The organism is Marivita sp. S6314 (assembly GCF_023015985.1).
Taxonomy (GTDB): Bacteria; Pseudomonadota; Alphaproteobacteria; order Rhodobacterales; family Rhodobacteraceae; genus Marivita.
In genome coordinates, this window is record NZ_JALKAO010000004.1 from 216,483 (window position 1) to 243,111 (window position 26,629).

The window sequence follows — 26,629 nt, forward strand, 5'->3', positions numbered from 1 at the left end:
GGAATGCGATCACCAACCTGACCGGACGACCTAACGCTCTGGTTTGTGCGTATTGGCCGGGAGTTGCCGGAAGAAACACATGTGCCATCTCATTTTTGTCCGCAATCGAGTAAAGCGATGTGTGCCCTGCGCTTGCGTTTCCGGGGAGGTTGATCTGATACGTTGTGCCTCGGAAAACCGTGGAGTGTGCGCCCGACACAGTCCATACAACCACGTTGGCCTGATCCTGGTCTGCTTCGTCCGTAAAGGTGACCCCTAAGCTTTGGCGCGTACTGATCGCGTTGAAGGCCGTGATGGCATCGGACACCACATTTTGCCAATCTCCCACCATCTGTTGCGTGCAGTGAATTCGAAGCGTGCCACTTGCGCGGACAGTGTCGTTCCAAGGTCTTGGCATGGCAACATCTCCGGTGAATTCGGAAGAAGTCTAACACCAAACCTTCGATTCACCGATTCAGCCGCGCAGAAAATTGGCTGCCTCGAAATTTCGCCAGTCAGAAAACGCCACAAAAAAAGCCCCGCCAAAAGGGCAGGGCTTTCGTCGTGTCAGGTCGATGAGACTTAGTCTTCCGACTTCGGCTCTTCGTCAGACGTGTCTTCGACGGCTTCGGCCAAATCGTCGTCTTCGGAGGTTGCGGCGCCGATATCGTCGAACAGTTCGGCGATTTCGAATTCTGCTTGCGCTTCTTCTTCCGCCGCCAGTTCCTGGATGGATTTGCCGGAGGCCTGAAGTTCCGCTTCTTCGGGCGAACGGGCAACGTTCAGCTCGATTGTCACGGTGACTTCGGGGTGAAGCGTCACTTCAACCTCGTGCAGGCCCAGCACCTTGATCGGGGTGCGGATGATGACCTGCTTGCGGTCGATGGTGAAGCCTTCCTCGGTGGCCACGTCTGCGGCGTCACGGGTTGTAACCGAGCCGTAGAGGTTGCCGCCGTCAGAGGCCTGACGAATCACGATGAACTGCTGGCCACCCAGCTTGTCACCAAGCGCTTCGGCTTCTTTCTTGGTTTCCAGGTTGTGCGCTTCAAGCTGCGCTTTCTGGTTTTCAAACGACGCGATGTTCTCTTTCGAGGCGGTCAGCGCCTTGCCCTGCAGCAGCAGGTAGTTGCGCGCATAGCCCGGCTTGACGTCAACGACGTCGCCCATTTGGCCCAGCTTGGCCACGCGTTCCAAAAGGATAACTTGCATGTCAGGTTCTCCTTATTTCACTGCGTAGGGCAGCAGGGCGAGGAAACGGGCACGCTTGATTGCACGGGCCAGCTCACGCTGTTTCTTGGCAGACACTGCGGTGATGCGGCTTGGCACGATCTTGCCGCGCTCAGAGATGTAGCGCTGCAGCAGCTTGGTGTCTTTGTAGTCGATCTTGGGTGCGTTGTCGCCCGAGAAGGGGCAGACTTTACGACGGCGGAAAAATGGTTTTGCAGCCATGTCTTATGTCCTCTTCTTCAAGCTTTAGTTGCGGCGTTCGCGGCGGTCGCCACGGTCGTCACGCTTCTGCATCTGAACCGAGGGGCCTTCCTCGTGTGCGTCGACCTTGATGGTCAGGATCCGCATCACGTCGTCATGCAGACGCATCAGGCGTTCCATTTCCTGCACGGCTGTGGCCGGTGCATCGGTGCGCAGATAGGCGTAGTGGCCCTTGCGGTTCTTGTTGATCTTGTAGGCCATCGTTTTGACGCCCCAGTACTCTTGCTCAACCAGCTTACCGCCGTTGTCTGCAAGGACCGTGCCGAAATGTTCGATGAGGCCTTCAGCCTGCGCGTTGGACAAGTCCTGACGCGAGATAAAAACATGCTCGTATAGCGGCATGTGCACTCCGTTTCTGTTCTGGCGCATTTCAAAGGACAGGCTCTGAGTCCTTTCGCACCTGCCCACGAGAGACTGCGCGGTAAATCGATCCGCGAAAGGAAGCGTCCGTATACACGGAAACCGGGGGGGATCAAGTCGTCCGCGCCTTGCCGGGGCGCATCGTCACAATCCTGCCCGAAACCTGCCGTGCCGTTGCACCGGATGCGCCCTCAATTCGGCAGATTCGCACAACAGAGTGTTTCCAGAACGTAAACAGTTTGGCCGTCCGCACCGGTTCGGCAAAAGGAGGATCCCACATGGTCCATTACGAGGACACCTACACGCGCAGCACTCCGTCTGTCGGACGGCTTTTCAAACGGCTGCTGGGGATTGCCTGCCTTCTTTCCGTGCCGGGGATCTGGTTCGCCGTGAACGGCGCGCTGCCCGAAGCGCGGATCATGGGATTGTCCCTGTCGGTCGTGCTGATGGGGTTGGCCGGTATTTGTCTGTTCGAGCGCAAATAGATGCGGTTTCGCAAGATTGTGCTCAAGCTGGCCATAATGGGTGGCCTCTGGGCCGTGGGGCCGACGCTGGCGGTGCTGGCGCACAGCCTGATCGCACCGGATCGGGTGGGCGTGTTCGAGGAAACCGAACTGGATCTGCCGCTCTTGGCGCGTCAGGGGACGAATGAGGCGGTTCAGCCGGAGATCGGCAACGCGCATGTGTTCGAAACTGGCCCGGTGATGGGCTTTGGCACGCCTGAACCTCGGCGCTGGTTTGGGCTTGGCGTGCGGTCGGGCACTCCCCGGCCGATTGTAGTGCTGCTGCACCCGTCGGGGCAGGATGGGCAGTCCGTGCTGGCGCTTTGGCAGGGCGTTGCGAAAAAGCGGGACATTGTTCTGGTTGCGCCGGAGGCGCGTGGCGACACGTGGTCGATGATCTCGGATGGGCCGATGTTCCTCGCCGCGCTGCTGAAAGAGGTGGGCGTGAATTATCCAATGGCGTCGGACTGGATTTTCCTGGTCGGCTATGGTGAGGGCGCGGCGCATGCGATGCGTATTGCCAATTTGGGGGGCGGACCGTTCGGCGCAGTGGCTGCCGTGTCAGGTCAGTCGCCCCGGTTTCGCATGCTTCCTGCGCTGACACCTGTGCCCGTTTTGGGCTTTGTTGGTGATCACGACGGCGACGACGCGGTTCCGAACATGCGTGCGGCGCTGGACCGTCTGGCACAGGCGGGCCATCCAGCCACGCTGACGCGGATATCAGGGGGAACGGCGATGGATGCTGGCGCGAGCCAGGGGCTTGCGGACCACATCTGGACGCGCCTGTCCGACCGGGCCCCGGCGTCCTTGCGGGCGCAGGCTCCAGCCGACACGTCCTCTGACCCGACGGGCGTTGTTGTGCGACGCGGCACCGACACCGGATCAGGCGCGAAGTGGATTCGCGTCGGGCCCGGCGACTGATCCCCGAGATTGGCACTCTGAACACCAGAACGGCGGATTGGCCGGCGAAACGTTGCGTCAGGCCTGCGTGGGTTGTAAGGGCAGGGCAGCACAAGACTGGAGACCCGCGATGAGCCGAGCCTTTCTATTCCCCGGACAAGGGGCGCAAACCATTGGCATGGGACGGGATCTTGCCGGTGCTTATCCCGCAGCCCGCGCCGTGTTTGAAGAGGTGGACGACGCGCTGAGAGAGAAATTGAGCGATCTGATCTGGAACGGCGATCAGGACACGCTGACGCTGACGCACAACGCGCAACCGGCGTTGATGGCCACGTCCATTGCCGCGATGCGTGCATTGGAGGCGGAAGGGATCGCGGTCGGCTCTGCGGCTTATGTGGCGGGCCATTCGCTGGGTGAGTATTCGGCGCTGACGGCGGCCGGGGCGCTTTCGGTGGCCGATGCGGCGCGTTTGTTGCGCGCCCGGGGCACCGCGATGCAGGATGCCGTGCCCGTCGGCGTCGGGGCGATGGCGGCCATTCTTGGATTGTCGCTGGAACAGGTGCGTACCGTTGCGGCGGATGCGGCGCAGGGCGAGGTCTGCGCGGCGGCGAATGATAATGATCCGGGGCAGGTTGTGGTGTCGGGCCACAAGGCGGCGGTGGAACGTGCGACACTGCTGGCCAAGGACGCGGGCGCGAAGCGGGCGGTGATGCTGCCGGTCAGCGCGCCGTTCCATTGCGCCCTGATGGCCCCTGCCGCCGAGGTGATGAAAGACGCGTTGAGCGCGGTCGAGATCAAGGATCCTGTGGTTCCGGTGGTGGCCAATGTGGTGGCCGAAGCGGTGACCTCAAGCGCGCAGATCCGGAGCCTGCTGGTAGACCAAATCACCGGTGCGGTGCGCTGGCGGGAAACGGTATCGTGGATGCGGGCCAACGGCGTGGATGAGTTCTGGGAAATCGGAGCAGGCAAGGCGCTGATTGGCATGGTCCGCCGGATTGACAGATCCGCGGCAACCCGTGCCATTGGAACGGCCGCAGATGTACAGGCGGCCGTCGCGGGCTAAGATTTTTCGTACGAAAAATCTCATGGCACTGCTGAAGAAATGATGAAGAGGGACGTTCATGTTTGATCTAACAGGCAAAACAGCGCTGGTGACCGGCGCATCGGGCGGTATTGGTGGGGCGATCGCCAAAAGCCTGCACCAGGCTGGCGCAACGGTCGGCCTGTCCGGTACACGCACCGATCCGCTGGAGGCGCTTGCGGCAGAGCTGGGCGCGCGCGCGCACGTGCTGCCATGTAACCTGGGCGATGCCGAGGCTGTCACGGCCCTGCCGAAGCAGGCGGTCGAGGCGATGGGAAGCCTTGATATTCTGGTCAACAATGCCGGGATCACGCGGGACAACCTGTTCATGCGGATGTCGGACGAGGAGTGGCAGTCGGTGATTGACGTGAACCTCACGTCCACTTTCCGGCTGTGCAAGGGCGTGTTGCGCGGCATGATGAAGGCGCGCTGGGGCCGCATCGTGAACATTTCATCGGTCGTCGGCGCAACCGGGAACCCGGGTCAGGGCAATTACGCCGCTGCCAAGGCGGGCATGATCGGCATGTCCAAGTCACTGGCCTACGAGGTGGCCAGCCGTGGCATCACCGTCAACGCCGTTGCCCCCGGATTTATCGAAACCGCGATGACCGACAAGCTGACCGATGACCAGAAATCGGCGATCCTGACACAGATTCCCTGCGCGCGGATGGGCACCCCCGAAGAGATTGCCGCAGCCGTGCTTTATCTGTCCAGCCCGGAGGCGGCGTATGTCACGGGAACAACCCTGCACGTCAATGGCGGCATGGCAATGATCTGATACAAAACGCGAAAGCGCGTTCTTGCAGATGCAGAAACGGCGGGTTTTGTTGCGGGAAACTTGCACATGTCTTTGCTGTGAAAGCGTTTGCCATCCGGTTCCCATGTGCTATAGCGGCGCAGGTTTTGGGCCACGCCTTTGGGGGCGTATGTGGTCTTTCGCGTTCGACCGGGACGCAAACCTGCGCCCAATCGGGCACATCAAATATCCGCCCGGGCGAGGGCTAACCCGGCCTACAGCGCCGACGAAACTGTGAGGATGAAAACATGAGCGACGTAGCAGATCGCGTTAAGAAGATTGTTGTCGAGCACCTCGGTGTTGAAGAAGACAAAGTTGTGGAAAACGCGTCTTTCATCGACGACCTGGGCGCAGACAGCCTGGACACCGTTGAACTGGTCATGGCGTTCGAAGAAGAGTTCGGCATCGAAATCCCGGATGACGCCGCCGAAACCATCCAGACATTCGGCGACGCGGTGAAGTTCATCAACGAAGCTCAGTAAGCAGCCTCCGTTCCGAAATTCTGAAAACGCGCTCCTGTCCGGGGCGCGTTTTTTTGTGCTTGCAGACGCGCTCCGACAGGCCGTTTGTTCGGACCGTTCATGATACACCGGGCCTTTGCGCACAGTGTAAAGAGGTAACTCATATGCGGTTTTTAAGATGTGTTGGCTGCGGTATAATTGCGTAAGACCGTCGCTGCCGCGCATGACCCTGTTTGGTTTGTAAAGCGGTGTGCGACACAGCCAGGGAGAGGTCGCACGCATGCCCATTTTCAACGGAACGCCATTTGCAGACATCATACCGGGAACCCAGGCGACCTATGCCAACCTGAATGACAACACGGCCTTTGCCCAGCAGGTCTATCAGAACGTCCTGGGCCGCGCGTTCGATGCGGATGGGCTGGCCTTCTGGGTGTCTGCTTTGGACACGGGTGGTGTCAGTAAGCCAGCGTTTATCCTTGAAATGCTCAAAGGGGCCAAGGCACCGCCATCGCCCGGCGCATCACAGGATTTCATCACGCAGCAATTGATTGATCAGGAATACCTGGCCCTGAAAACCAATGTGGGGGCTGAATTCGCCGTAGAGCGCGGGATGAGCAACGTGGAAAACGCGCGAACCGTGATGAGCATCTATGATGGCAGCGCATTCAGCGTGCAAAACGCGGTTTCACAATCCGAAATCTACTTTCAGAACGAACAGTCAGAGCTGAACGGTGCGTTTCTGATCCAACTGGTGGGCGTCATCCGGTTGACACAGGACGACATCCCGCAAGCGATGTGATGGATGACGCCTAGGTTTTCTCGGCCGCTTTGGCCGCGTCCCACAGCGCATCCATTTCGTCCAATGTGCTGTCTTTGGGGGTCCGCCCATCCTTAGCCAAGGCGGCTTCGATGCGTTCGAACCTGCGTGTAAACTTGGCATTGGCGGCGCGCAAGGCGGCCTCGGGGTCGATATCCATGTGGCGGGCAAGGTTCGTGACCACGAACAACAGATCGCCGAATTCTTCGAACCGGTCTTCGGGTGTGTCGGCGTCGCGCACCTCGTGCGCCTCTTCAACGATCTTGTCGAGCACCTGATCGGTGGAGGGCCAGTCAAACCCGACGCGCGCAGCCCGGTTCTGCAGTTTGATCGCCCGGGTCAGGGCAGGCAGGCCCTTGGCGACCCCGTCGAGCACACCGGTTTCCTGTTTGCCAGCCCGCTCGGCCGCCTTGATCTTTTCCCATTCTTGCACCTGCTGTTCGGCGGATTTGTCCCGGCTTTCGTCCCCAAAGACATGCGGGTGCCGCGCCACCATCTTGTCGCTGATCGCGTTGGCCACATCGTCAAAACTGAACATGCCGGCCTCTTCGGCCATCTGCGTGTGATAGACCGATTGCAACAAAAGATCGCCCAATTCACCTTTCAGCTCGTCCCAGGCCGCGCGCTCAATGGCGTCGGCGACCTCATACGCCTCTTCAATCGTATAGGGCGCGATGGATGCGAAATCCTGTTCGATGTCCCACGGGCAGCCGGTTTCGGGGTCGCGCAGGCGGCGCATGATTTCCAGAAGTCGGGGCATGCCGCCTTTCGGGTCATGGATCAGGTCGTCGCTCATTGCGAAGGTTCCTTGTCTGGTGTCTAGTTCGAGGAATGCGGCATCAACGGATGGGAGTCCAGACATGGCCATTATCAACCGGATCGGCGATTTTGCCGAAGACATGAAGACCTGGCGGCGTCATCTGCACATGCATCCCGAACTGGGGCTGGAGTGCCACCAGACCGCGGCCTTCGTGGTGGACCGGTTGCGCGACTTCGGTGTGGACGAAATCCATGAAGGGTTCGCCAAAACCGGCATCGTGGCGTTGATCCACGGGCAGGGGGACGGCCCGGTGACCGGTCTGCGCGCCGATATGGATGCGTTGCCGATAACCGAGGAAACGGGCGCGGATCATACCAGTACCGTGCCCGGCAAAATGCACGCCTGCGGCCATGACGGGCACACCACGATGCTGCTGGGTGCCGCGCGATATCTGGCCGAGACGCGAAATTTCAACGGAACGGTGGCCCTGATCTTTCAACCGGCCGAGGAAATTCATGGTGGCGGGCGGATCATGGTGGAAGAAGGCATCATGGAGCGCTTTGGCATTCAGGAAGTCTACGCGCTGCACACCTATCCGTTTGCCGAGGCGGGCCAATTGATGACAACACCCGGACCCCTGATGGCGGCGGTGGACGAGTTTCACATCACGGTCAAAGGGGTTGGTGGGCACGGGGCCTATCCGGCGCTGTGCAAGGATCCGATGCCCTGCGCCCTGGCCATCGGTCAGGCGTTGCAAACAATCGTGTCGCGCAACACCAGCCCGCTTATGCCCTTGGTGGTGTCCCTGACCGTCATCTCGGGCGGGTCGGCGACGAATGTTATTCCCGAATCGGTGTCGCTGTCGGGCACCGTGCGCAGCTTTGATCCGGACCTTCGGGATATGGTGGAACGGCGCATTGCTGAAATCGCCCATGGTCAGGCGGCAAGCTACGATGTGAGGGCGGACGTGAATTACGTGCGCGAATATCCCGCCACGATCAACCACCCGGATCAGGCCGCCTTTGCAGGCAAGGTGGCGCAGGAGATTGTTGGTGCAGACAACACCATCACCGAACTGTCGCCTGAAATGGGGGCCGAGGACTTTGCCTACATGCTCGAAGCCCGTCCCGGCGCGTACCTCTTTCTGTCCCAGGGGGTGGGACCGTCGGTCCATCACCCAGAATTTGATTTCAACGACGACGTCGCCCCGATTGGCGCGTCCTTTTTCGCGCGTTTGATCGAAACGCGGCACGGGAGAGCGTAAATGGCCTTGGAAGACGCAAAAACCCAGATTGACCACGCCTTTACCCGCGATGATCTGAAAGGCTGCAGTTTCGAAAACAGCTTCGGTGGGGCCGCATCCTTCCTGCGGCGCAAGTACACCAAGGACCTGCGCGGGGTGGACATCGCCATCACCGGGGTGCCGTTCGATCAGGCGGTGACCAACCGCCCCGGAACGCGCCTTGGCCCGCGGGCGATCCGTGAAGCCTCGGCTTTGCAATCGCCGGATGCGCCCTTCGGTTGGGGCTACAACGTGATGGAGGAATTCGCGATTGCCGATTACGGCGATCTGGCCTTTGACTATGCCAAAACCTCGGAATTTCCCGAAACACTGAAAGCGCACATTGCCGGAATTCTGGCACAGGACACCGCCACGGTGACGCTGGGAGGCGATCATTTCATCACCCTGCCGATCCTTGAGGCCTATGCCGAAAAATACGGCCCGCTGAGCCTGTTGCAGTTCGACGCCCATACCGACACCTGGGCCGATGATGACATGGACCGGATCGACCACGGGACGTTCCTGTACAAGGCCGTCAAGCTAGGGCTGGTCGATCCGAGCCGGTCGGTTCAGGTGGGCATCCGTACAGACAATCCCGACACGCTGGGCTTCAACATCATCGACGCGCGCGAAATCGCCCGCATCGGTCCCGAGGCCGTGGCCGAACGAATCTGCGAAATCCTCAAGGATTATCCCACCTATCTGACCTTCGATATTGATTGCCTTGATCCAGCCTTTGCCCCCGGAACAGGCACGCCGGTCTGGGGCGGCCCGTCCAGTGCCGATATTGCGGGCATCCTGCGAAATATCGCCGGGATTGAACTTATGGGCGGAGATGTGGTTGAGGTCAGCCCGCCTTTCGATACAACAGGGGCCACGGCGATTGCGGGCGCGCATGTGGCAACGGAACTTCTGTGCCTCTGGGGCTGGACCCGCCGCGGATAACGTATCGTACAGGTGCTGTCGGGCAGGGTGGCCCCTTGAGGCAAGGAAAAAGGCGTCGTGAAAATGATTTTCTGGGCGATACTACTGATTGTGATTGCGGGTCTGGCGTGGATTCGCCTTGCCCCGTCGGACCCGGACGTGTGGCATGTCGACCCCAAGGTCACCGCCGATCAGGATCTGGCCGGCGGCGTGCGTCGCCGCATTCCGGCGCAAGAGGGCACCTTTGCCCAGCTCGACCGCATCATTCTCGCGACCCCGCGCACCGAAGTGCTCGCGGGCAGCGTAGAGGACGGCAAGGTCACCTATATCACCCGTTCCCAATGGATGGGGTTCCCGGACTACACCACCGTCATGGCGAATGACGACGTACTGGAACTGCACGCCCGCCTGCGGTTCGGCCAGTCCGACATGGGTGTCAACAAGGCGCGGGTGGATGACTGGTTGGCGCGTCTGGAGGACTGAGCCGGAGTCGTGTGTTGGGAGTCGGGAGTGCGGGCCTCTCCCTTCGTTCAAATTCGGCCTGAAAACCTCCGGGCTGCGCGGGCTAGTGTTCCCGATCACACAAAGCGTGGTCGGCCAAGGATGCCAACACGTAGCAATCGCCCGATACGCCGTCTCCGTCGCAGCCTTTCGATATTCGGCTGAGTTCCTGTTCAAGCGTTTTGAGGCGTTTGATTTTGGCGCGCACGTCTTCAAGTTGGGACCTGGCGATGTTTGTCGCAGCCTCGCAGGAGCGGTCGGGATGCTCTTGCAATTCGATGAGCGACGAAATCGCATCAATCGAAAACCCAAGATCGCGCGCGTGTCGGATGAAGCTAAGCCGCTCCAGTCCGGCTTTGTCATACCTGCGTTGGTTGCCGGACGTGCGCTCTGCCTCGGCCAACAAACCCATCTGTTCGTAATACCGGATGGTCGGCACCTTGACCTTTGTGCGCTTCGACAACTCGCCGATGGAAAACATGAAGAAACCTCTTGAACCTCTAGTCGCTAGAGACATTACACTCTGAGCAACAATAGATGAAAGAGGATTCAAATGGCAGGTTGCTGCGGGCATGACGCCAAGTTTGATGGCGTATCAGACGATTACAAAAGACGGCTCTGGATCGTAATCGCGCTCAACGCGACGATGTTCTTTGTTGAGATGACGGCCGGCCATTTGGCCAAGTCCCAGGCCTTGCAGGCCGACGCGCTTGATTTTGCGGGGGATGCACTGACCTATGGCATATCGCTTGCGGTCATTGGGGCCTCGCTCCGGGCCCGGACCAACGCCGCCTTGTTCAAAGGCATCAGCCTGTTCCTGATGGGCCTGTGGGTGTTCGGATCGACGGTCTACCGCGTTTTCTATGTTGGTGTCCCCACAGCCGAGATCATGGGGCTTGTCGGCTTTCTTGCCTTGCTCACCAACCTCGCAAGCGTCTTGCTGCTGGTCCGCTACAAGGATGGCGATGCTAATGTCCGGTCGGTCTGGTTGTGTTCGCGCAATGACGCCATTGGCAATGTGGCGGTGATGTTTGCCGCCCTTGGTGTATGGGGCACGGCAACGGGCTGGCCCGACCTGATCGTGGCGACAATTATGGCGGGATTGTTCCTGTCATCGGCCTTTCAGATCGTCCGCCAAGCCCTGGAAGAGCGGCGGGACATGACCGAACACGGGCCTGCAAAAGTATGATGCAAGTGGTCCTGGGCTTTCTTGGCCTTGTAATCGCGGCAGGCACCTTTGCCGCGATGCACTGGCCCATGCCGACCGGGCATCCGATCACATCGCTCTTGACCCCTCACCGCGCATCCACCAAACCCGTCTCATGATCCCAGAAGACAGACTCCACCAGATCACATCGCGGTTTGAATACCTTGAGGCCCAGATGGCCGAAGGGTCCGGCGACATTGCGGCGTTGGGCAAGGAATATGCCGATCTGCGCCCGGTGGTGGACCAGATCAACGAATGGAAGCAGGTCAGCTCCGATATCAGGGACGCCGAAGCGATGCTCGACGATCCCGAGATGCGCGAACTGGCGCAAGAGGAATTGCCCGCATTGAAAGCGCGTTTGCCCGAGGTCGAACACGCGTTGCAGCTGGCCCTTCTGCCCCGCGACAAGGCGGATGCGCGTCCGGCGATGCTGGAAATCCGGCCCGGCACGGGGGGCGACGAAGCCGCATTGTTCGCGGCCGACTTGCTGCGCATGTACCAGCGCTACTCCGAAGCGCGGGGATGGCGGTTCGAGATCATCGAGGAAACCGCAACCGAGATTGGCGGCATCAAGGAAGTCGTGGCCCATATCAAGGGCGACAACGTCTTTGCGCGCCTGAAGTTTGAATCGGGCGTGCACCGCGTCCAACGCGTGCCAGAGACGGAATCGGGTGGCCGCATCCATACCTCTGCCGCCACCGTCGCCGTGTTGCCCGAGGCCGAGGACGTGGACATCCAGATCAACGCCAATGACCTGCGGATCGACACGATGCGCAGCTCTGGGGCAGGGGGTCAGCACGTCAACACGACGGATTCGGCGGTACGGATCACCCACCTGCCCACAGGACTGATGGTCACCAGTTCGGAAAAATCCCAACACCGCAACCGCGAGATCGCAATGCAGGTGCTGCGCGCGCGGCTGTTCGATCTGGAACGGCAGAAGGTCGACGATGAACGCTCGGCCGATCGCAAAAGCCAGGTGGGGTCGGGGGATCGCTCTGAGCGTATCCGGACGTATAATTTCCCACAGGGCCGGATGACAGACCACCGGATTGGCCTGACGCTTTACAAGCTTGACGCGGTGATGGGCGGCGATCTGGATGAAATCATCGACGCGCTCACCGCTGACGCGCAGGCCACCATGCTGGCCGAGATGACGTGACCCACGATCCGAAAGACGCCCTGCACAAAGCGCGTCAACGGCTTGAGAGTGCCGGCTCTCCGAGTGCGGCGCGCGATGCGAGCGCGCTGATCAGCAAGGTGCAGGGGAATGCCTCACCCTGGACACCATTGAGCGACGCGCAGATGGCCGAGCTTGACCGTTATGTGCAGCGCCGTGCGCGCCGTGAACCGGTCAGCCAGATCGTTGGCAAACGCGCCTTCTGGATGCATGACTTCACCGTGACGCCAGAGGTGCTCGACCCGCGCCCCGAGACGGAAACGCTTGTGGATGTCGCACGGCAAGCGCCATTCTCAACGGTTCTCGATCTGGGAACCGGGTCGGGGTGCATTGTCCTGTCGCTGCTGCACGAACGGCCCGAGGCGCGGGGACTTGGCGCCGATGTGTCGGCGGCGGCGCTGGACGTGGCGCGCGGCAATGCGGATACCGTCGGTGTGGCCGACCGCGTGACATGGCAGGTGTCTGACTGGTTTGGCGAAATCAATGGGCGATTTGACATGATCGTGTCGAACCCGCCTTATATTGCGAAATCCGAAATGCCGGATCTTGCGCCGGAGCTTGGGTTTGAACCGCGCCTGGCGTTGACGGATGAGGCGGACGGTCTTGAGGCCTACCGGGCCATCACCAAAGACGCGGGGGCGCATCTCCATCCCGATGGACGCCTGATCGTGGAAATCGGCCCGACGCAAGCCGCTGATGTCCAAGCGCTCTTTGAAGCACGAGGGTTCACACAGGTGGCAACCCACACGGACCTCGATGGCCGCGACCGGGTCGTTTCCGGCGTATTCCTGCCGCAAAACACCTAATTTTCCACAGTTTTCGGCACATTTTCCGCAAATTACTCTTGTAAGCCTATCGGAGCATGGTTACTCAAGGATATCGCTGCAGTTGAGGCAGGTTGATTTCCCCTCTCGCGCGACAGTAAGCCCTTACATGGACGCACTTGCTCAAGACCCGCGCACAAAGCGCACACAGCAATGCAAAAACAGCTGAAAGAAGGCTGAAAAGTTACAGATGCGCTCTTCCAATAAACGCTCGCGGAACAAGAACAACCGCAACCGCTCGAACAACAATGTCGGCAATGTCGTCAATCGTGTCTTTGACAGCTCCGGCCCCGAAGGCAAGGTGCGTGGCACCCCTCAGCAGATCATTGACAAGTACAACCAGCTTGCGCGCGACGCACAGCTCAGCAATGACCGTGTGAACGCCGAAAACTTCCAGCAACATGCCGAACATTACATGCGCATGTTGTCCGAAGCGCAGCGCGAACAGGACGCGCGCCGCGAACAGCAGGAACGCGAAAACCGCGAACGGCAGGCGCAGCGGGATGCAGAACGCGCGGCACGGGCCGAACAGGACCAGCAGTCACAGCCGGACGATGAGCCGCGCGGCAAGCAGCCCGATCCTGCGGACGCACCGCAGCCCGACGTGATGGATGTCAGCGCTGACAGTGACAGCGGTTTGGTGGAAACCCCCGAAGCCAAGGCTGAAGAGGCCCCGCAGGACAAACCCAAGAAACCCCGCGCCCCGCGCAAACCCCGCAAGAAGCCGGAACCCAAGGCAGACGCGGCCGAAGCCCCGACGCCTGACGCGGCGGAATAAGATCGGATCAGGTGGCGCTGGCCACCGATCGCGCCAGCGCGCAAAACGCTTCCACCGACACCCGTTCGGCCCGCTCTGTCGGGGCGATGCCAACGGCGGTCAGATGATCCTCGATATTTGGTGCCACGGATTTCAACGACGCCCGCAGCATCTTGCGGCGTTGGTTGAACCCTGCCGCCACAACCCGTTCCAGCACTTTCGGATCCGCGTCGTATTTCGGTGTTGGCAGGGCGCGCAGATGCACAACGGCAGAGCTGACCTTGGGCGGCGGCGTAAACGCCTCGGGGGGCAGATGCAGCACGATCTGGGCGGTGCAGCGCCACTGGGCCAGCACCGCAAGCCGCCCGTAGGCCTTTGCACCGGGCTGCGCCACGATGCGTTCGGCAACCTCTTTCTGGAACATCAGGGTCAACGTGTCCCACACCGGCGGCCATGTCGGCGGGGTCAGCCAACGCACCAGCAACTCGGTACCGACATTGTAAGGCAGGTTGGCGCAGATCGCGATGGGCGGGGTTAAAGAGTCGAGCGGATTGATGGCCAGCGCATCGCCCTCGATCACCTCAAGCCGACCGGGATAGGCGGCGGCAATCTCGGCCAGGGCGGACAGACAGCGGGCATCTTTTTCCACGGCCAGCACCTTGCGGGCCCCTTCGGCCAGCAAGCCGCGTGTCAAACCGCCGGGGCCGGGGCCGATTTCCAGAACATCCATGCCGGTCAGATCGCCCGCCTGACGCGCGATTTTCGCGGTCAGATTGAGATCGAGCAGAAAATTCTGCCCCAGCGCTTTTCGCGCGCTCAGATCATGCGTGGCAATAACGTCGCGCAGCGGGGGGAGGGTATCAATTGCCGCCAAAACACCACCTCCCAAGAAGACCGCCCTGTCGCATCTTCTTTTTCAAAATATGCATCAACTGTCCGCTCCACCAGTGAGCCGCATGTGTTGCGCACAGGCCAATGACCACGCCATGCGCAAGGCTTCAATCGTCGAGGTCGGGTTGGCCTGACCGGTTCCGGCGATATCAAACGCGGTGCCGTGATCGGGCGATGTCCGAACGATGGGCAACCCCAGCGTGACGTTCACGCCGCGGTCGAAATCAAGCGTTTTGATCGGGATGAGGGCCTGATCGTGGTACATGCAGATCGCCGCGTCATACTGCGCGCGGGCCGCCGGATGAAACATGGTGTCTGCCGATAAGGGGCCTGCGATCACCATCCCTTCGGTGCGCAGTTCGTCCAGCACCGGGGCGATCACATCCAGTTCCTCGCGCCCCATGCGCCCGCCTTCGCCCGCATGCGGGTTGAGTCCGGCCACCGCAAGGCGCGGCGTGCCGATGCCAAACTGCGTCACCAGCGCGTCATGGGTGATCCGGATGCGGGTGCGCAACAGGTCTGCGGTGAGGGCGGTTTTGACCTCTGACAGGGGGATATGGATGGTCACCGGCACCACGCGCAACGCCGGACCGGCCAGCATCATCACCACATCCGTCTGATCGCAAAGATGCGCAAGGAACTCGGTATGCCCCGGAAAGGCAAATCCCGCGCCTTCCTGCAGCGCCTGTTTGTGAATGGGCAGCGTACACACCCCGCCAGCCTTACCGCTTGCCGCCAGTGCCACGGCCCGTTCGATGGCGGTCACCACGCCCTTGGCCTGCGCCGGTTGTGGCTGACCCGGAACGCGGTCGCCGTCAAATGGTTGCACCAGCACGGGCAATGCGGATCCGTTTGGGTCCACTTCGTCCGGGGCGGCCACTTCTGTCCAACCCGTCCCTTTCGGCAAATGGCGCGGATCCCCGATCAGGAAAAACGGCACCGTGCCGCGCAGCGCGTCAAACGCCGCCACGGCCAGTTCGGGGCCGATGCCCGCAGGCTCGCCGATCGTCAGGGCAATGGCCGGTGGCGTCATTTCTCGACGATACGCGCGTCGGCCTTGAGCTGCGCCAGATAGCTTTCGGCAAGCGATTGCAGACGTTGGTTCCGCAGACCAAGCGCAAACTGGTCGCGGTCCACTTCTTCGTTGATCTCGGCCGTGCGTCCACACAACATCAGGAACATCAGCGTCTGCCCGTTCGACCGGGTCAGCGCGGTCGACACTTCGCCGGGGTCCAGCTTGGAAAGCTCAAACGCGACATCGGTGGGAATCTCCGCAGGCGGCAGCGTCTGGCGTTCCAGCACCTCTTCCGGCTGGCCCCGTGCCACACCATAAAGATCATCGCAGCGGTCGACCTTGCTGGCCAGCACGCGGGCCTGCGCCAGCGTGGCATCGCTGCGGCCACCGGGCAGGTAATAGGCGGCATATTCGATGGCCGAATAGGTCGGGGCGGTGAAACCGGTTTCCTCGATATCGCGCAACTGGAACAGCGCGACGGCGTTGGGGATCGGCAGCGGCGCGGTCACTTCGCCCGGGGCCAGTGCCAGCACAAGCGGCCGCAGAACCGGGGGCAGGTCTTCGATGTTCTGCCAAGGCAACCGGCCTCCGGCACCCCGGGTGGCGGTTGCGGAATAGCGGCGGGCTTCCGATGAAAACGCCGCTTCGGATGTGATCTGGCTGATCCGTTCGGCCCGTTCGCGCACGGCCTCGGCCTGTGGCGGCGGGGCTGGCATGATGATTTCGGACAGCAGCACGCGGACGGATGATCCGCCCGATGCGCCCAGCGCGCGGTCAACTTCGGCTTCGGACAGGTTCACCCGCCCGGCAAACCGGGCCTGTACCAACAGACGCCAGCTCAGACCGGCGCGCACGAAGTCGCGGAAGGTCTGCGCGGCCACGCCATTGGCTTCCAGCGCCTGAATGAACTCGTCGCGGCTCAGGTTGGCGCGCGCGGCAAATTCGGTCATGCCGTCCAGCACTTCTTCGGGCGACGGGACGATCCCGGCCTGTTCGGCGGCCTGAATGCGCAGCCGGTCCTCGACCAGTTGCTCGCGCGCCAGTTCCTTGACGTTGCCGGGTGCGCGCAGAACGGTCATCATCCGTTCGCGCTGTTCGATCTCGTAGGCCGTCACAACGCTGTCATTGACCTGGATCGCCGGTGCAAACAGGTTCTGCGCCTTGCCTGGGACCGGGCCAAATGTCAGCGCAACGCCAAGCGCCAACGCGCTCAGGTGACGGAATGAAGTGCTCATCAATTGCATGAACGGCGGTACTCCTTGCCGCTGCCGCCTGTGCTGAACCCTGTCAGCGCGACGGTCAGGCCGAAATCGGTAGATGGTTCAAGATTAGTGGAAGAGGCAAAGCTGCGCGAGACCGAAAAGTCCACTGCGACGCATTCATTTCGATATTCTGCCCCGATGCCTGCGGTCAGGAACTGACCTTCGGCAATGTCATAGCGGGTGCTGCCCGTTGCCGTCCACTGGCGGTCGATATTGTAGCGCCCGTTCAGACGCCATTGGGATTGCGCATCATCGCGGTCCTCTGCCGGGTCGGTAGTCAGCAAGATGTAGGACGCCCCAAGCGAATATTTCGGTTGGGTCACGTTGGCGCGGATCTCGGCCTTGGTGAAACGCGTGTCCGCCCCATCAAAAAGCCCGCGCGCCAGAAGCTGGATACCGGTCTTGTGCGAAAACTGCCCCGCCAGAAGCCAGTCTGACGTGGTGCTGTCCATCCCGGACGAGCGCGAGAAATCGGGGTCCGCGTCGTCACGCCAGACGCGCCCTACGGTCAGCGCCGCGCGCCAGCCATCGGGATCTTCGCGCATCCAGCGCAGCCCGGCCGCACCGATCAATCCGCGTTCCCGCCGATCTGCTGCAGGAAAGCGCGACAGCGACAGCAAATTGCCCTCGTCAAACTCGACGCGGGTGCTTTCGTCATTGGGCACATCGGTGCGGTCGCCGCCGATCCACCCGACCTGCGCAATCGGCTCCAGCAACACGCGCCCGCCATTCTGGGTTTTCTTGACCAGCGGCCAACGCAGTTCCAAAGACGCAGCCGGGGTGACTTGTGTATAATCGCCCTCGGCCACGGCATCCTGCCGCACCGCGAAATGGTCAATCCAGACCTCCGTCACGGCACCGGCACGGATCCCTGCGGGCAGGGTCCAGCGATCGCGCCAGCTTAGCCCGATATTCACGCGCCCCACATCGCGCCCGTCGACCACGGTGTCGGCATCGCTGCCATCCACATCCGTATCCGAATACCGGTAATGGCTGTGCGCGGCGACACCCAGCCGCACTTCGCCGCCGATACGCTTGGGAAAGAACCGGCGGTTGTAGCGCAGATCGCCGATGATCGTGGGCTGCGTGGCGTTGTGTTCGCCATCGGTCAGGCTTTCGTAATGGATCAGCCCCGTTGAAAAGAACGTATCGCGGGTTGTGCGCGACAGGGTGATGGCACTGTCCAGCCGGTCTTTTTTGAACCTGCTGTTATAGTCGTTCAGATAGGCGTCATCGGTGACCGCTTCGATGTCAAAGGACAGGCGGAACCCCCGGTTCAACTGGAACGCGCCATCCGCGAACAGCAAGCCGCGCAGCGTGCCGCTTTCCAGCGTATCCCGACTGACCGCCGTATTCACCGTGATATCGCCATTCCTGAAGGCCTGCCGATAGCGGCCCTCAAGCGTGCGGGTGATAGGCGACAGGTAGGGCGTCAGCGTCAGGTCCGCGTGGTCGCCAATGGGGATGAAGTACGGCAGCTTGATCCCGAAGCCGAGCAGCGTTGAGGTTTTCAGTTCCGGGATCAGGAACCCCCGCGCGCGCTCCAGCGTCGGATCGGGCAGGCGCATGCGGGGGATATAGAACACCGGCACGCCCAGAACCCGCAGCTGAGCGTCGTCGAAATAGATCTGCCGCTCTTCGGCATCATGCACCACACGGCTGGCGCGGATTGCCCAAAGTGGCGGGCGGTCGCTGCCGCAAACCTGGCAGGACGTTGCCGCGACCTGGCTCATCGCCGTGTAGCGCCCATCAATCCGCGCCGCACGGGCGGACGCGATCTGAAGCTGTTCATCCAGCACAAAACGCGCGCTTTCCAGCAGCCCGTTGCGAAACCCCTGATCCAGCTGTGCTTCGGTGGCGGTCAGAATCTCGCCGGTGGGTTGGGTGATCCGGATCGGCCCCTGGATATCAAGCGTGTTGGCAACGCGATCATAAACGATGCTGCTGGCCGTCAGCCGGGTTCCGTTGTGCAAGGCTTCGACATTGCCGGTGGCCACCAGCTTGTCCCCGCCTTGTTCCACAAGAACGGAATCCGCCAGCAACACCACGTTGTCCGATTGTGCAACAGCCACGGCCGCAGTCAGGCAAAGCGACAAAAAGGACGCCATCAGGACACGCAACATCACCCGTCCTCCCGGTGCAGGATCAACCCAAGCGCCAGCAACACCGAGGCCAGCGGCGGCACCCATGCTGCCGCAAGCGGATTAAGCTGGCCGTTTTCACCCAAAATCTGCGCAAAGTTGCGAATGTAGTACAGCGTGAACCCCAGCATTACCGCCGACAGCACGGCCACCCCGGTCCCGCCCATCCGGCTGTGCCGCATGGTGAAGGCCGCGCCGATCAGGACCATCGAGATCAGGAACACCGGACGCGCCAGTTCCATCTGCAACCACACCGAATGCCGCCGAGCGGAAAATCCGGCGTCTTCCAGATCGGTGATGAAATCGCTCAGATCCCAAACGGAAATGGCCGATGGCCTGCCAAACCGGTCCTTGATGTTGTCTTCGGTCAGGCTGGACGACACGATCAACGTGTCATGCGTGGCCGCGTTCGTTTCGGGGTTTACCCCGGCCACCAGCGGCCAGACCTTGGCATCGCGCAACACCCATTGGCCGGGTTCAAGTTCAGCCTCTGCCGCCTGAATACGCCGGATCGGGCCACCGCCTTCGGCATAGGCCACGAACATCACATCAAAAAGCACCGTACCGTTCGGATTGGCGCGTGCCGCCCGGATCACGGTTTGCCCGCGCGGATCGCCCTGGCGCAGCCACAGACCTTCCGCGCCGATCGACAGCGCCGAGGTGCCGCCACTGCGATAGCTTTCGCGCAAGTCGGAATATGCTTTGGACGTCGCCGCAACAATCGGGTTGCCCATCGCCACAGCCAGCCCGCCTATGATCGCAGCCACCGTCAGGGGGCCCACCAAGGCCGCCAGCCCCGACCGCCCGGCAGCCCGCGCAACCACCAATTCGGATGACCGCGCCAGCGCGACAAACAACGCAATCGACGACAGGATCATGACCAATGGCAGGATCTGGTACATCCCTTCGGGCGTGTTCAGCAACGTCAGGCGCATGACCTCACCGAAACTGACCGAGCTGTCCAATCGCCGGATTTGCTCGACCAGATCAAGCAGAAGCTGAAACAGGAAAAACACGCCAAAGATCGCCAGAAAGGTCCAGAAGAACCGCCGCGCGAAATAGAAATGCAGGGTCATGTCGTGCCCTCCACCGCGGGTGTGCGCGACGGACGGAACGGGCGCGACGCAAGGTGCAGCACGCCTCCGGCAATCGCCAGACCAACCACCGACGGCAGGTACACCAGCGGCCAAAGCAGCGCGTTGTTGCGGGTGGGGTCGGTGACCGCACTTTCCACAAGTTTCACCACCACCAGCAAAAAAATCGCCACGATGATCTGTCGCCCGACACCGAAACGGCTGAAACTGCCGGTCATCAGCGTCGAAAACCCGATCAGCGCCGCCACCAACCCCAGCAGGGCTTGCTGAAACCGGCCGTGCAATTCTTCGTAAATCCGCGAGATCGGCACCCGCGTCAGGGTCGCCATCTCGTCTGTCCGCGTGATCATATCCCATGTTGCCAGATGCCGGGGGCGCAGGTTCATGTTCTGGCTCTGCACGATCAGATTGCTGACATCATAGGTGAAATTGTCAAAAATCGTGGTCGACAGGGCATTGGTTTCGGTGCGCAACGTTTGCGCCAAACCGCTGACCATGACCAGTCGCGGCCCTTCATCGCTTTGCACCACGTAGGCGCGGTCTGCGGTATAGGTCACTTCGCGGTCGGTCTGGCGGCGATCCGACATGTAAACATCGCGCAATTCACCTTCGGGGGTGATGTCGCGGATGAAAAACGTCACCCCGGGGCCGGGATGCAGGAACGTGCCTTCGCGCAGCAACCGGGCACTGACGGAACCTGAAATATCAACCTCACGCTGCTTGAGCTGCGCAATCGAGGCCGGCACGAGGAAATGCGTCAGGATCGACATCATCACCGCAACGATCACCCCGAACACCAGAACCGGCCGCGCCAGCCGCCACGGGCTGTAGCCGGTGGCCTGCACCACGGTCAGTTCGGAATCGCCCATCAGGCGGTTGGTGACGTAAACCGCCGCCGCAAAGGACGCCATCGGCATGACCAGCGCGATCACGCTGGGCAGGCTCAGCGCCGAGAATTCAAGGAACACACCTGCCGAATGACCGTCCGCAATCAGGCGATCAAACAGCACCACGGCGCGGTTCACCCAGTACACCGAAACAAGCACCAGAGCGAAGAACCCAAAGAGCACCATGAGTTGCGACAGCATGTATCTGTCGAATCTTGGCAAAGCGGACCCCTTCACACGACATAGAGTAGGCCTACATGACCCTACACCCTAGGGTTTGGGGGAAAACCCCGCTCTGGTCAACCGCGCGCACGAGCGCTACCCCTATGGGCAAACCAATTTACGGAGTCGAATATGGCGGATCTTCGCGCACTGACCTTTGCACCGGTCGATCTTGATGCATTGCCCACAACCCAGGGGCGGATCGCGGTCTGCGTGACACCTGACCTCAAACTGAGCGCCGGGGCACGCCGGTTGAACCGCCTGACCAAAGGCGCGCTGGCGCGGGCCACGGCATCCGAAGGTTGGGACAAGCTGTCCGAAGGCAAGGTCATGTCGGTTGCTTGGCCTGCCGGGCTTGAAGTCGAGGCGGTTGATATCCTGAAACTGCCGCGCCGTCCGGCCCCCGATCTGGCGCGCAAGGCGGGGGCTGCGCTGGCGGTCGCCGCAGGTGCGGCGCAGATGACGGTTCTGGTGGAAGGCACGACGCGGGCCGAGGAACTGGCGCTGGGGCTTGTCCTGCGCGGCTACGGGTTTGACGATCACAAGACCAAGAAAGCCGACGCCCTTGGCGCAGCGGTTCTGATGTGTGCCAAGCCGGACGAGGTTGAAGCCGCCGCGCTCCCACGACTGGCCGTCGCCGAAGGCGTACATTTCACCCGCGATCTGGTGAATGAGCCTGCCAACGTGTTGACCACCACGGAATTCGCCGCGCGTCTGGAAGGTCTGCGCGATCTGGGGGTCGAGGTCGAAATCCTGGAAGAAGACGCGCTTGAAAAGCTGGGCATGCGGGCCTTGCTGTGCGTCGGGCAGGGGTCTGACAGCCCGTCCAAAGTCGCGATCATGCGCTGGAAGGGCGGCGCAAAAGACGCAGCCCCACTGGCATTGATCGGCAAAGGGGTGGTGTTTGACACCGGGGGGATATCCCTCAAACCCGCTGCTGGCATGGAAGACATGACCATGGATATGGGCGGCGCCGGGGTTGTGGCGGGTGTGATGCATGCCGTGGCGAAGCGCAAGGCGCAGGCCAATATCGTCGGCATGGTGGGTCTTGTGGAAAACATGCCATCGGGCAGCGCCGTGCGCCCGGGCGACGTGGTGGCATCCATGAAAGGCGACACGATCGAGGTGGTGAACACCGATGCCGAAGGCCGCTTGGTGCTGTGTGATATCATGTGGCACGCGCAGGAAACGGAAAAACCGGCCGCGATGATTGATCTGGCAACCTTGACCGGGGCCTGCATTATCGCTTTGGGGCACGAAAACGCGGCGGTCTATGCCAATGACGAACCGTTGGCGCGCGCGTTTCTGAAGGCGGCAGAGACGGAACAGGAAGGTGCTTGGCGGATGCCATTGGGGCAGGCCTATGATGATTTGCTGAAATCCCCGGTTGCGGACATGAAGAATATCGGCGGTCGGGCGGCAGGATCGGTTACGGCAGCGCAGTTCTTGAAGCGTTTCGTCAAAGACGATTTGCCGTGGATTCACTTGGACATCGCGGGCGTCGCTCATGTGGCACGTGATCTGGATCTGTCACCCAAGGGGGCGACGGGCTGGGGCGTGCGCGCACTGGATCGGCTGATCTCGGACATGTTCGAAACCAAGGCGTGATCCGGTGGGGGCCGCCTATTTCTACCATCTGACGATGAAACCGCTGGAGGCGACCTTGCCCATGCTGCTGGGCAAAGCGCGCGACGCCGGGTGGCGTGTGGCGGTGCGCGGGACGGAAGCCGACCGGATGGCATGGCTGGATCAGAAGCTCTGGCTGGGCCCGGAAGAGGGGTTCCTGCCACACGGGCTTGCCGGCGGGCCACATGATGCCGCGCAGCCGATCCTCTTGACCACGGACCGGCAGGCCGCGAACACGCCACAGTGCCTGATGGCGATTGACGGGGCCGAGGTTGATCCCGATGAAGTCACGGCACTGGAACGGGTCTGTGTGCTGTTTGATGGCAACGACCCTTCGGCGGTTGAACGCGCGCGGGACCAGTGGCGGACCATCACCCATGCGGGTTGTGCGGCGCAATACTGGTCCGAAGCGTCAGGGCGGTGGGAGAAAAAGGCCGAGGCCTGATTTGTATTCCTTACCAGATGGTTAAAGGGTCACGGTGCCTGACCCATTGTTTCGCGTGCGAAACATTGGGTCCGATCTGGACCTATCCTGTCGCTCCCCATTGTCGGCCCTTGGGCTTTCGCCTACGCTTTGCAGAACCATACGCTTTTTGGGAGGAGAGCAGGCCATGAGCGAACGCTTTGACATGATTGTCATCGGGGCGGGCCCCGGTGGATACGTGGCCGCCATTCGCGGCGCGCAGCTTGGTCTGAAAGTCGCGGTTATCGAGCGCGAACATCTGGGCGGTATCTGCCTCAACTGGGGGTGCATCCCGACCAAGGCGATGTTGCGGACATCCGAGGTGTTTCACCTGATGCACCGTGCCAAGGAGTTCGGTCTGAAAGCCGAGGGCATCGGTTATGATCTTGACGCGGTGGTCAAACGCTCCCGAGGGATCGCAAAGCAACTGGCGTCGGGTGTTGGGCATCTTCTCAAGAAAAACAAGGTGACGGTGATAATGGGCGAGGCCTCGGTCCCCGCCAAGGGGCGGGTGTCCGTCACATCCGACGGCAAAACGCAAGAGTTGCAGGCCGCCAATATCGTCTTGGCCACAGGGGCCCGCGCACGTGAATTGCCGGGGTTGGAGGCGGATGGCGAGCTGGTCTGGACCTACAAACACGCGCTGGTGCCGAAGCGCATGCCGGAAAAGCTTCTGGTGATCGGCTCCGGGGCCATCGGAATTGAATTCGCCAGTTTTTACAACGCTCTGGGCGCGGACACGACGGTGGTAGAGGTGATGGACCGGATCCTTCCGGTCGAGGATGCCGAGATCAGCGCGTTCGCAAAGAAACAGTTCGAAAAGCAGGGCATGACGATCCGCGAAAAGGCGATGGTCAAACAGTTGGACCGTGGCAAGGGTACGGTGACGGCGCATATCGAGCAGGACGGGTCCGTGACCAAGGAACAGTTCGATACAGTGATTTCGGCTGTCGGGATTGTCGGGAATGTCGAAGGGCTGGGGCTGGAGGCGTTGGGCGTCAAGGTGGATCGCAGCCATGTGGTGACGGACACGCACTGCCGCACCGGAGTTGAGGGGCTGTACGCCATCGGTGACATCGCCGGTGCACCATGGCTGGCGCATAAGGCAAGCCATGAAGGCGTGATGGTCGCGGAACTGATCGCGGGTGGCCATCCACATGCTGTTTCGCCGGACAGCATTGCGGGCTGCACCTATTGTCAGCCACAGGTTGCCAGCGTCGGCCTGACAGAGGCGCAGGCGAAAGAGCAGGGATTTGACATCAAGGTCGGGCGGTTCCCGTTTATCGGTAACGGCAAGGCCATTGCGCTTGGTGAACCCGAAGGCCTTATCAAAACCGTGTTCGATGCAAAAACCGGTGCGCTCTTGGGCGCGCATATGGTGGGTGCGGAAGTGACGGAATTGATCCAAGGGTACGTGGTCGGGCGGCAGCTGGAAACGACCGAAGAAGATCTGATGCAGACCGTGTTCCCGCATCCGACGCTGTCAGAGATGATGCATGAAAGCGTTTTGGATGCCTGGGGGCGGGCGATTCATTTCTGACGTGAGGTTCCGAAAGCGGACGTTTACCCAGAATTTACTGGGCGCGTTGCAGAATCTTCGTACGAAGATTCTGGGGCCGCTCCACTATTTTCTGGTGCGTGTCAGACGTGTTGTCCGCCATTCACCTCAATTTCGGTTCCAGTGACATAACCGCTTTGACCAGAACACAGAAAGAAGATCACGTCGGCCACTTCCGCCGGTTGACCCAACCGGCGGAGCGGCAGCTTTTCGACGATTTTGTCGGTGCCTTCGCTGAGAATGCTGGTGTCCACCTCACCCGGCGCGATCGCATTCACCCGCACGCCCAGTGGGCCAAAGTCATGGGCCATTTCCCGGGTCAGCGCCGCGAGCGCTGCCTTGGATGTTGCATAAGCGGCACCTGCAAAGGGATGCACGCGCGACCCGGCAATCGAGGTGACATTTACAATCGCACCCTGCGCCTTGGCCAATTCTTCTTTTAGCCCGCGTCCCAGAACGACTGATGCGAAAAAATTGACGTGGAACACCTTGCCCCAGTCACGCAGATCGGTGTCCAGCGTGCAGAGCCGTTCGCCGTCGGGCCCTTTCGGCGAGACGCCCGCATTGTTGACCAATGCATCCAGTCGGCCGCCGTCGAGCCGTTCTTTCACCACGCGGACCGCATCCATCGTTTGTTGCGGATCGCTGAGATCGACCTGAATGTGATTGCGCTCGCCTCCGGGCCAGGGGCAATTGGGCGAAAAGGCCTGCCGCGAGCAACTGATCACGCGCCAGCCTTCTGCGGCAAATTTTTTGACGGTGGCATGGCCGATGCCCCGGCTGGCGCCGGTCAACAGGAGTGTGCGGGGAAGGTCGGTGTCTGTCATGGCGCTACCCTAGGTGAAGCGCCCGTCATGTGCGAGTTTGAAATGTTTGCCAAGAGACGCCGCGCCCCTTGGGGTGGAGGCGTTCCAAAATTCTCAGGTCTCCGGGCCTGTTATGCGGTATGCTGATCTTGCGGGCAGTTGCGGGAGGGGTGCCATGTCGTCGAATGTCATGGTGATGACCGATGCGTCGGTTGACGCGTTCGTTGACAGCGTCGCGCATCCCGGGCGCCGGGAGGATGCCCGCGTCCTGTTGGAGCTGTTTCGCGACGAGACAGGGTTTGCACCCAGGATGTGGGGGCCGTCGATCATCGGGTTCGGGTGGTATCACTACACCTATGCCAGCGGGCGGGAAGGCGATTTTCTGGCCACCGGGTTTTCGCCACGCAAGGCCAATATGTCGGTCTACATTCTGCCCGGGTATACGGATTATTCGGAAATTCTGGCCGCACTGGGGCCGCACAAACTGGGAAAATCCTGTTTGTATCTTGGGCGGTTGTCGAAAATTGATCTGACAGTCTTGCGGCGTTTGATCCGCGCGGGGCTGGATGATCTGGGCAAAACCTGGCGCGTTCATCCCACCTGAGGGTCAGCCCGGAGGCTTGATGGTGCCATCGATCCGCCCCTTGATGAAGGCGCGGGCTTTGCGTTCGGCCAAACGGACGCGAATCGCTGTGAGGTAGGCCTCTTCCAGCGTGGTTGAGGCGGCGGCCAGTTCGGACGCCACCTCCATGAAGAAGCGATCATCGTTGAGATGCTTCATGGCTTTGAGCGTGTCATCCGCAAGCTTTTCAGCGAGCTCATCGACCATCGACATTAAAAGGGC

31 protein-coding genes are annotated in these 26,629 nt (G+C 61.2%); 18 read left to right on the forward strand and 13 right to left on the reverse strand.

Features of this window, described 5'->3' with window-relative positions; genetic code table 11:
- Positions 1-561 precede the first annotated feature (561 nt).
- Genes rplI through rpsF form a run of 3 tightly spaced genes read right to left on the reverse strand, consistent with a single transcriptional unit; the run spans position 562 to position 1,809 of the window.
- Positions 562-1,188, reverse strand: a complete 627-nt coding sequence (gene rplI, locus MWU54_RS13260; protein ID WP_247084616.1) for a 50S ribosomal protein L9 — start codon at positions 1,186-1,188, stop codon at positions 562-564.
- Between the two features lie 12 nt (positions 1,189-1,200).
- The gene (rpsR, locus tag MWU54_RS13265) at positions 1,201-1,428 is read right to left on the reverse strand and encodes a 30S ribosomal protein S18 (protein ID WP_008328567.1); all 228 of its coding nucleotides are present in this window, start codon (positions 1,426-1,428) and stop codon (positions 1,201-1,203) included.
- 24 nt (positions 1,429-1,452) lie between these two features.
- Complete coding sequence (gene rpsF, locus MWU54_RS13270) at positions 1,453-1,809, reverse strand: 30S ribosomal protein S6 (RefSeq protein WP_247084618.1); 357 nt, start codon at positions 1,807-1,809, stop codon at positions 1,453-1,455.
- Between the two features lie 296 nt (positions 1,810-2,105).
- Here rpsF and MWU54_RS13275 point away from each other — a divergent pair, with 296 nt between their 5' ends.
- The 6 genes from MWU54_RS13275 (at position 2,106) to MWU54_RS13300 (ending at position 6,367) form a co-directional block, all read left to right on the forward strand.
- Positions 2,106-2,312 carry a hypothetical protein gene (locus MWU54_RS13275; RefSeq protein ID WP_247084620.1) on the forward strand — a complete coding sequence of 69 codons (207 nt, stop codon included), beginning with the start codon at positions 2,106-2,108 and terminating at the stop codon, positions 2,310-2,312.
- Positions 2,313-3,251 carry a hypothetical protein gene (locus MWU54_RS13280; RefSeq protein WP_247084622.1) on the forward strand — a complete coding sequence of 313 codons (939 nt, stop codon included), beginning with the start codon at positions 2,313-2,315 and terminating at the stop codon, positions 3,249-3,251.
- 109 nt (positions 3,252-3,360) lie between these two features.
- Positions 3,361-4,293, forward strand: a complete 933-nt coding sequence (gene fabD, locus MWU54_RS13285) for an ACP S-malonyltransferase (RefSeq protein ID WP_247084624.1) — start codon at positions 3,361-3,363, stop codon at positions 4,291-4,293.
- A 58-nt stretch (positions 4,294-4,351) separates the two neighbouring features.
- Complete coding sequence (gene fabG, locus MWU54_RS13290) at positions 4,352-5,089, forward strand: 3-oxoacyl-ACP reductase FabG (RefSeq protein WP_247084626.1); 738 nt, start codon at positions 4,352-4,354, stop codon at positions 5,087-5,089.
- 266 nt (positions 5,090-5,355) lie between these two features.
- On the forward strand, positions 5,356-5,589 hold the full coding sequence (locus MWU54_RS13295; RefSeq protein ID WP_085631956.1) for an acyl carrier protein: 234 nt from the start codon (positions 5,356-5,358) through the stop codon (positions 5,587-5,589).
- A gap of 259 nt (positions 5,590-5,848) precedes the next feature.
- Positions 5,849-6,367: a DUF4214 domain-containing protein gene (locus tag MWU54_RS13300; protein WP_247084628.1), complete on the forward strand. Its 519-nt coding sequence runs from the start codon at positions 5,849-5,851 to the stop codon at positions 6,365-6,367.
- A 10-nt stretch (positions 6,368-6,377) separates the two neighbouring features.
- On the opposite strand, the gene mazG is transcribed toward MWU54_RS13300, so the two are convergent.
- Positions 6,378-7,181 carry a nucleoside triphosphate pyrophosphohydrolase gene (mazG, locus tag MWU54_RS13305; RefSeq protein WP_247084630.1) on the reverse strand — a complete coding sequence of 268 codons (804 nt, stop codon included), beginning with the start codon at positions 7,179-7,181 and terminating at the stop codon, positions 6,378-6,380.
- Between the two features lie 64 nt (positions 7,182-7,245).
- Here mazG and MWU54_RS13310 point away from each other — a divergent pair, with 64 nt between their 5' ends.
- The 3 genes from MWU54_RS13310 to MWU54_RS13320 are packed head-to-tail and all read left to right on the forward strand — an operon-like array spanning position 7,246 to position 9,834.
- Positions 7,246-8,409: a M20 aminoacylase family protein gene (locus MWU54_RS13310; protein WP_247084632.1), complete on the forward strand. Its 1,164-nt coding sequence runs from the start codon at positions 7,246-7,248 to the stop codon at positions 8,407-8,409.
- The gene (speB, locus tag MWU54_RS13315) at positions 8,410-9,372 is read left to right on the forward strand and encodes an agmatinase (protein ID WP_247084634.1); all 963 of its coding nucleotides are present in this window, start codon (positions 8,410-8,412) and stop codon (positions 9,370-9,372) included.
- A 57-nt stretch (positions 9,373-9,429) separates the two neighbouring features.
- Positions 9,430-9,834: a DUF1499 domain-containing protein gene (locus tag MWU54_RS13320; RefSeq protein WP_247084636.1), complete on the forward strand. Its 405-nt coding sequence runs from the start codon at positions 9,430-9,432 to the stop codon at positions 9,832-9,834.
- An 82-nt stretch (positions 9,835-9,916) separates the two neighbouring features.
- Here MWU54_RS13320 and MWU54_RS13325 read toward each other — a convergent pair whose 3' ends face one another.
- On the reverse strand, positions 9,917-10,333 hold the full coding sequence (locus MWU54_RS13325; RefSeq protein ID WP_247084638.1) for a helix-turn-helix domain-containing protein: 417 nt from the start codon (positions 10,331-10,333) through the stop codon (positions 9,917-9,919).
- A 72-nt stretch (positions 10,334-10,405) separates the two neighbouring features.
- Between MWU54_RS13325 and MWU54_RS13330 the strand changes: the two genes are divergently transcribed.
- From MWU54_RS13330 to MWU54_RS13350, 5 genes are all read left to right on the forward strand, one after another.
- Positions 10,406-11,041 (forward strand): cation diffusion facilitator family transporter, encoded by a 636-nt coding sequence (locus tag MWU54_RS13330; RefSeq protein WP_247084640.1) that lies wholly within the window; start codon positions 10,406-10,408, stop codon positions 11,039-11,041.
- The gene (locus tag MWU54_RS13335; protein WP_247084642.1) at positions 11,038-11,178 is read left to right on the forward strand and encodes a hypothetical protein; all 141 of its coding nucleotides are present in this window, start codon (positions 11,038-11,040) and stop codon (positions 11,176-11,178) included. The genes MWU54_RS13330 and MWU54_RS13335 overlap by 4 nt, the downstream gene beginning before the upstream one ends.
- Positions 11,175-12,221: a peptide chain release factor 1 gene (gene prfA / locus MWU54_RS13340; protein ID WP_247084644.1), complete on the forward strand. Its 1,047-nt coding sequence runs from the start codon at positions 11,175-11,177 to the stop codon at positions 12,219-12,221. The genes MWU54_RS13335 and prfA overlap by 4 nt, the downstream gene beginning before the upstream one ends.
- A complete protein-coding gene (prmC, locus tag MWU54_RS13345; RefSeq protein ID WP_247084646.1) occupies positions 12,218-13,045 on the forward strand; it encodes a peptide chain release factor N(5)-glutamine methyltransferase in 828 nt (275 codons plus the stop codon). The genes prfA and prmC overlap by 4 nt, the downstream gene beginning before the upstream one ends.
- Before the next feature lie 208 nt (positions 13,046-13,253).
- A complete protein-coding gene (locus MWU54_RS13350) occupies positions 13,254-13,841 on the forward strand; it encodes a DUF4167 domain-containing protein (protein ID WP_247084648.1) in 588 nt (195 codons plus the stop codon).
- 7 nt (positions 13,842-13,848) lie between these two features.
- On the opposite strand, the gene rsmA is transcribed toward MWU54_RS13350, so the two are convergent.
- The 6 genes from rsmA to lptF are packed head-to-tail and all read right to left on the reverse strand — an operon-like array spanning position 13,849 to position 21,311.
- On the reverse strand, positions 13,849-14,694 hold the full coding sequence (rsmA, locus tag MWU54_RS13355) for a 16S rRNA (adenine(1518)-N(6)/adenine(1519)-N(6))-dimethyltransferase RsmA (protein ID WP_247084650.1): 846 nt from the start codon (positions 14,692-14,694) through the stop codon (positions 13,849-13,851).
- A 54-nt stretch (positions 14,695-14,748) separates the two neighbouring features.
- Positions 14,749-15,744 (reverse strand): 4-hydroxythreonine-4-phosphate dehydrogenase PdxA, encoded by a 996-nt coding sequence (pdxA, locus tag MWU54_RS13360; protein ID WP_247084651.1) that lies wholly within the window; start codon positions 15,742-15,744, stop codon positions 14,749-14,751.
- Complete coding sequence (locus tag MWU54_RS13365) at positions 15,741-16,961, reverse strand: peptidylprolyl isomerase (protein WP_247084653.1); 1,221 nt, start codon at positions 16,959-16,961, stop codon at positions 15,741-15,743. The genes pdxA and MWU54_RS13365 overlap by 4 nt, the downstream gene beginning before the upstream one ends.
- Entirely contained in the window at positions 16,961-19,111 is a 2,151-nt protein-coding gene (gene lptD / locus MWU54_RS13370) for an LPS assembly protein LptD (protein WP_247084655.1), read from the reverse strand. The genes MWU54_RS13365 and lptD overlap by 1 nt, the downstream gene beginning before the upstream one ends.
- On the reverse strand, positions 19,111-20,205 hold the full coding sequence (gene lptG / locus MWU54_RS13375; RefSeq protein ID WP_247084657.1) for an LPS export ABC transporter permease LptG: 1,095 nt from the start codon (positions 20,203-20,205) through the stop codon (positions 19,111-19,113). Before lptG ends, lptD begins: the two co-directional genes overlap by 1 nt.
- Positions 20,202-21,311, reverse strand: a complete 1,110-nt coding sequence (gene lptF, locus MWU54_RS13380; protein WP_247084659.1) for an LPS export ABC transporter permease LptF — start codon at positions 21,309-21,311, stop codon at positions 20,202-20,204. The genes lptG and lptF overlap by 4 nt, the downstream gene beginning before the upstream one ends.
- Before the next feature lie 153 nt (positions 21,312-21,464).
- On the opposite strand from lptF, the gene MWU54_RS13385 reads away from it, so the two are divergent.
- The 3 genes from MWU54_RS13385 to lpdA all read left to right on the forward strand — a co-directional run bounded on the left by MWU54_RS13385 (position 21,465) and on the right by lpdA (position 24,961).
- Positions 21,465-22,940, forward strand: coding sequence for a leucyl aminopeptidase (locus tag MWU54_RS13385; protein WP_247084661.1), 1,476 nt, complete (start codon positions 21,465-21,467; stop codon positions 22,938-22,940).
- Between the two features lie 4 nt (positions 22,941-22,944).
- Complete coding sequence (locus MWU54_RS13390; RefSeq protein WP_247084663.1) at positions 22,945-23,403, forward strand: DNA polymerase III subunit chi; 459 nt, start codon at positions 22,945-22,947, stop codon at positions 23,401-23,403.
- Positions 23,404-23,569: 166 nt separating this feature from the next.
- Positions 23,570-24,961 (forward strand): dihydrolipoyl dehydrogenase, encoded by a 1,392-nt coding sequence (gene lpdA / locus MWU54_RS13395; protein ID WP_247084665.1) that lies wholly within the window; start codon positions 23,570-23,572, stop codon positions 24,959-24,961.
- A 101-nt stretch (positions 24,962-25,062) separates the two neighbouring features.
- On the opposite strand, the gene MWU54_RS13400 is transcribed toward lpdA, so the two are convergent.
- Positions 25,063-25,806 carry an SDR family oxidoreductase gene (locus MWU54_RS13400; RefSeq protein ID WP_247084667.1) on the reverse strand — a complete coding sequence of 248 codons (744 nt, stop codon included), beginning with the start codon at positions 25,804-25,806 and terminating at the stop codon, positions 25,063-25,065.
- Between the two features lie 154 nt (positions 25,807-25,960).
- On the opposite strand from MWU54_RS13400, the gene MWU54_RS13405 reads away from it, so the two are divergent.
- Positions 25,961-26,389 (forward strand): DUF1801 domain-containing protein, encoded by a 429-nt coding sequence (locus tag MWU54_RS13405; protein WP_247084669.1) that lies wholly within the window; start codon positions 25,961-25,963, stop codon positions 26,387-26,389.
- Positions 26,390-26,392: 3 nt separating this feature from the next.
- Here MWU54_RS13405 and MWU54_RS13410 read toward each other — a convergent pair whose 3' ends face one another.
- Positions 26,393-26,620, reverse strand: coding sequence for a hypothetical protein (locus MWU54_RS13410; RefSeq protein ID WP_247084671.1), 228 nt, complete (start codon positions 26,618-26,620; stop codon positions 26,393-26,395).
- Between the last annotated feature and the right edge of the window lie 9 nt (positions 26,621-26,629).

What these genes read in the sequence shown, in the direction of transcription:
- rplI (WP_247084616.1), bottom strand. Translation starts at nt 1,188, where the DNA reads ATGCAAGTTATCCTTTTGGAACGCGTGGCCAAGCTGGGCCAAATGGGC.
- rpsR (WP_008328567.1), bottom strand. Translation starts at nt 1,428, where the DNA reads ATGGCTGCAAAACCATTTTTCCGCCGTCGTAAAGTCTGCCCCTTCTCG.
- rpsF (WP_247084618.1), bottom strand. Translation starts at nt 1,809, where the DNA reads ATGCCGCTATACGAGCATGTTTTTATCTCGCGTCAGGACTTGTCCAAC.
- MWU54_RS13275 (WP_247084620.1), top strand. Translation starts at nt 2,106, where the DNA reads ATGGTCCATTACGAGGACACCTACACGCGCAGCACTCCGTCTGTCGGA.
- MWU54_RS13280 (WP_247084622.1), top strand. Translation starts at nt 2,313, where the DNA reads ATGCGGTTTCGCAAGATTGTGCTCAAGCTGGCCATAATGGGTGGCCTC.
- fabD (WP_247084624.1), top strand. Translation starts at nt 3,361, where the DNA reads ATGAGCCGAGCCTTTCTATTCCCCGGACAAGGGGCGCAAACCATTGGC.
- fabG (WP_247084626.1), top strand. Translation starts at nt 4,352, where the DNA reads ATGTTTGATCTAACAGGCAAAACAGCGCTGGTGACCGGCGCATCGGGC.
- MWU54_RS13295 (WP_085631956.1), top strand. Translation starts at nt 5,356, where the DNA reads ATGAGCGACGTAGCAGATCGCGTTAAGAAGATTGTTGTCGAGCACCTC.
- MWU54_RS13300 (WP_247084628.1), top strand. Translation starts at nt 5,849, where the DNA reads ATGCCCATTTTCAACGGAACGCCATTTGCAGACATCATACCGGGAACC.
- mazG (WP_247084630.1), bottom strand. Translation starts at nt 7,181, where the DNA reads ATGAGCGACGACCTGATCCATGACCCGAAAGGCGGCATGCCCCGACTT.
- MWU54_RS13310 (WP_247084632.1), top strand. Translation starts at nt 7,246, where the DNA reads ATGGCCATTATCAACCGGATCGGCGATTTTGCCGAAGACATGAAGACC.
- speB (WP_247084634.1), top strand. Translation starts at nt 8,410, where the DNA reads ATGGCCTTGGAAGACGCAAAAACCCAGATTGACCACGCCTTTACCCGC.
- MWU54_RS13325 (WP_247084638.1), bottom strand. Translation starts at nt 10,333, where the DNA reads ATGTTTTCCATCGGCGAGTTGTCGAAGCGCACAAAGGTCAAGGTGCCG.
- MWU54_RS13330 (WP_247084640.1), top strand. Translation starts at nt 10,406, where the DNA reads ATGGCAGGTTGCTGCGGGCATGACGCCAAGTTTGATGGCGTATCAGAC.
- MWU54_RS13335 (WP_247084642.1), top strand. Translation starts at nt 11,038, where the DNA reads ATGATGCAAGTGGTCCTGGGCTTTCTTGGCCTTGTAATCGCGGCAGGC.
- prfA (WP_247084644.1), top strand. Translation starts at nt 11,175, where the DNA reads ATGATCCCAGAAGACAGACTCCACCAGATCACATCGCGGTTTGAATAC.
- MWU54_RS13350 (WP_247084648.1), top strand. Translation starts at nt 13,254, where the DNA reads ATGCGCTCTTCCAATAAACGCTCGCGGAACAAGAACAACCGCAACCGC.
- pdxA (WP_247084651.1), bottom strand. Translation starts at nt 15,744, where the DNA reads ATGACGCCACCGGCCATTGCCCTGACGATCGGCGAGCCTGCGGGCATC.
- MWU54_RS13365 (WP_247084653.1), bottom strand. Translation starts at nt 16,961, where the DNA reads ATGAGCACTTCATTCCGTCACCTGAGCGCGTTGGCGCTTGGCGTTGCG.
- lptD (WP_247084655.1), bottom strand. Translation starts at nt 19,111, where the DNA reads ATGTTGCGTGTCCTGATGGCGTCCTTTTTGTCGCTTTGCCTGACTGCG.
- lptG (WP_247084657.1), bottom strand. Translation starts at nt 20,205, where the DNA reads ATGACCCTGCATTTCTATTTCGCGCGGCGGTTCTTCTGGACCTTTCTG.
- lptF (WP_247084659.1), bottom strand. Translation starts at nt 21,311, where the DNA reads ATGCTGTCGCAACTCATGGTGCTCTTTGGGTTCTTCGCTCTGGTGCTT.
- MWU54_RS13385 (WP_247084661.1), top strand. Translation starts at nt 21,465, where the DNA reads ATGGCGGATCTTCGCGCACTGACCTTTGCACCGGTCGATCTTGATGCA.
- lpdA (WP_247084665.1), top strand. Translation starts at nt 23,570, where the DNA reads ATGAGCGAACGCTTTGACATGATTGTCATCGGGGCGGGCCCCGGTGGA.
- MWU54_RS13400 (WP_247084667.1), bottom strand. Translation starts at nt 25,806, where the DNA reads ATGACAGACACCGACCTTCCCCGCACACTCCTGTTGACCGGCGCCAGC.
- MWU54_RS13405 (WP_247084669.1), top strand. Translation starts at nt 25,961, where the DNA reads ATGTCGTCGAATGTCATGGTGATGACCGATGCGTCGGTTGACGCGTTC.
- MWU54_RS13410 (WP_247084671.1), bottom strand. Translation starts at nt 26,620, where the DNA reads ATGTCGATGGTCGATGAGCTCGCTGAAAAGCTTGCGGATGACACGCTC.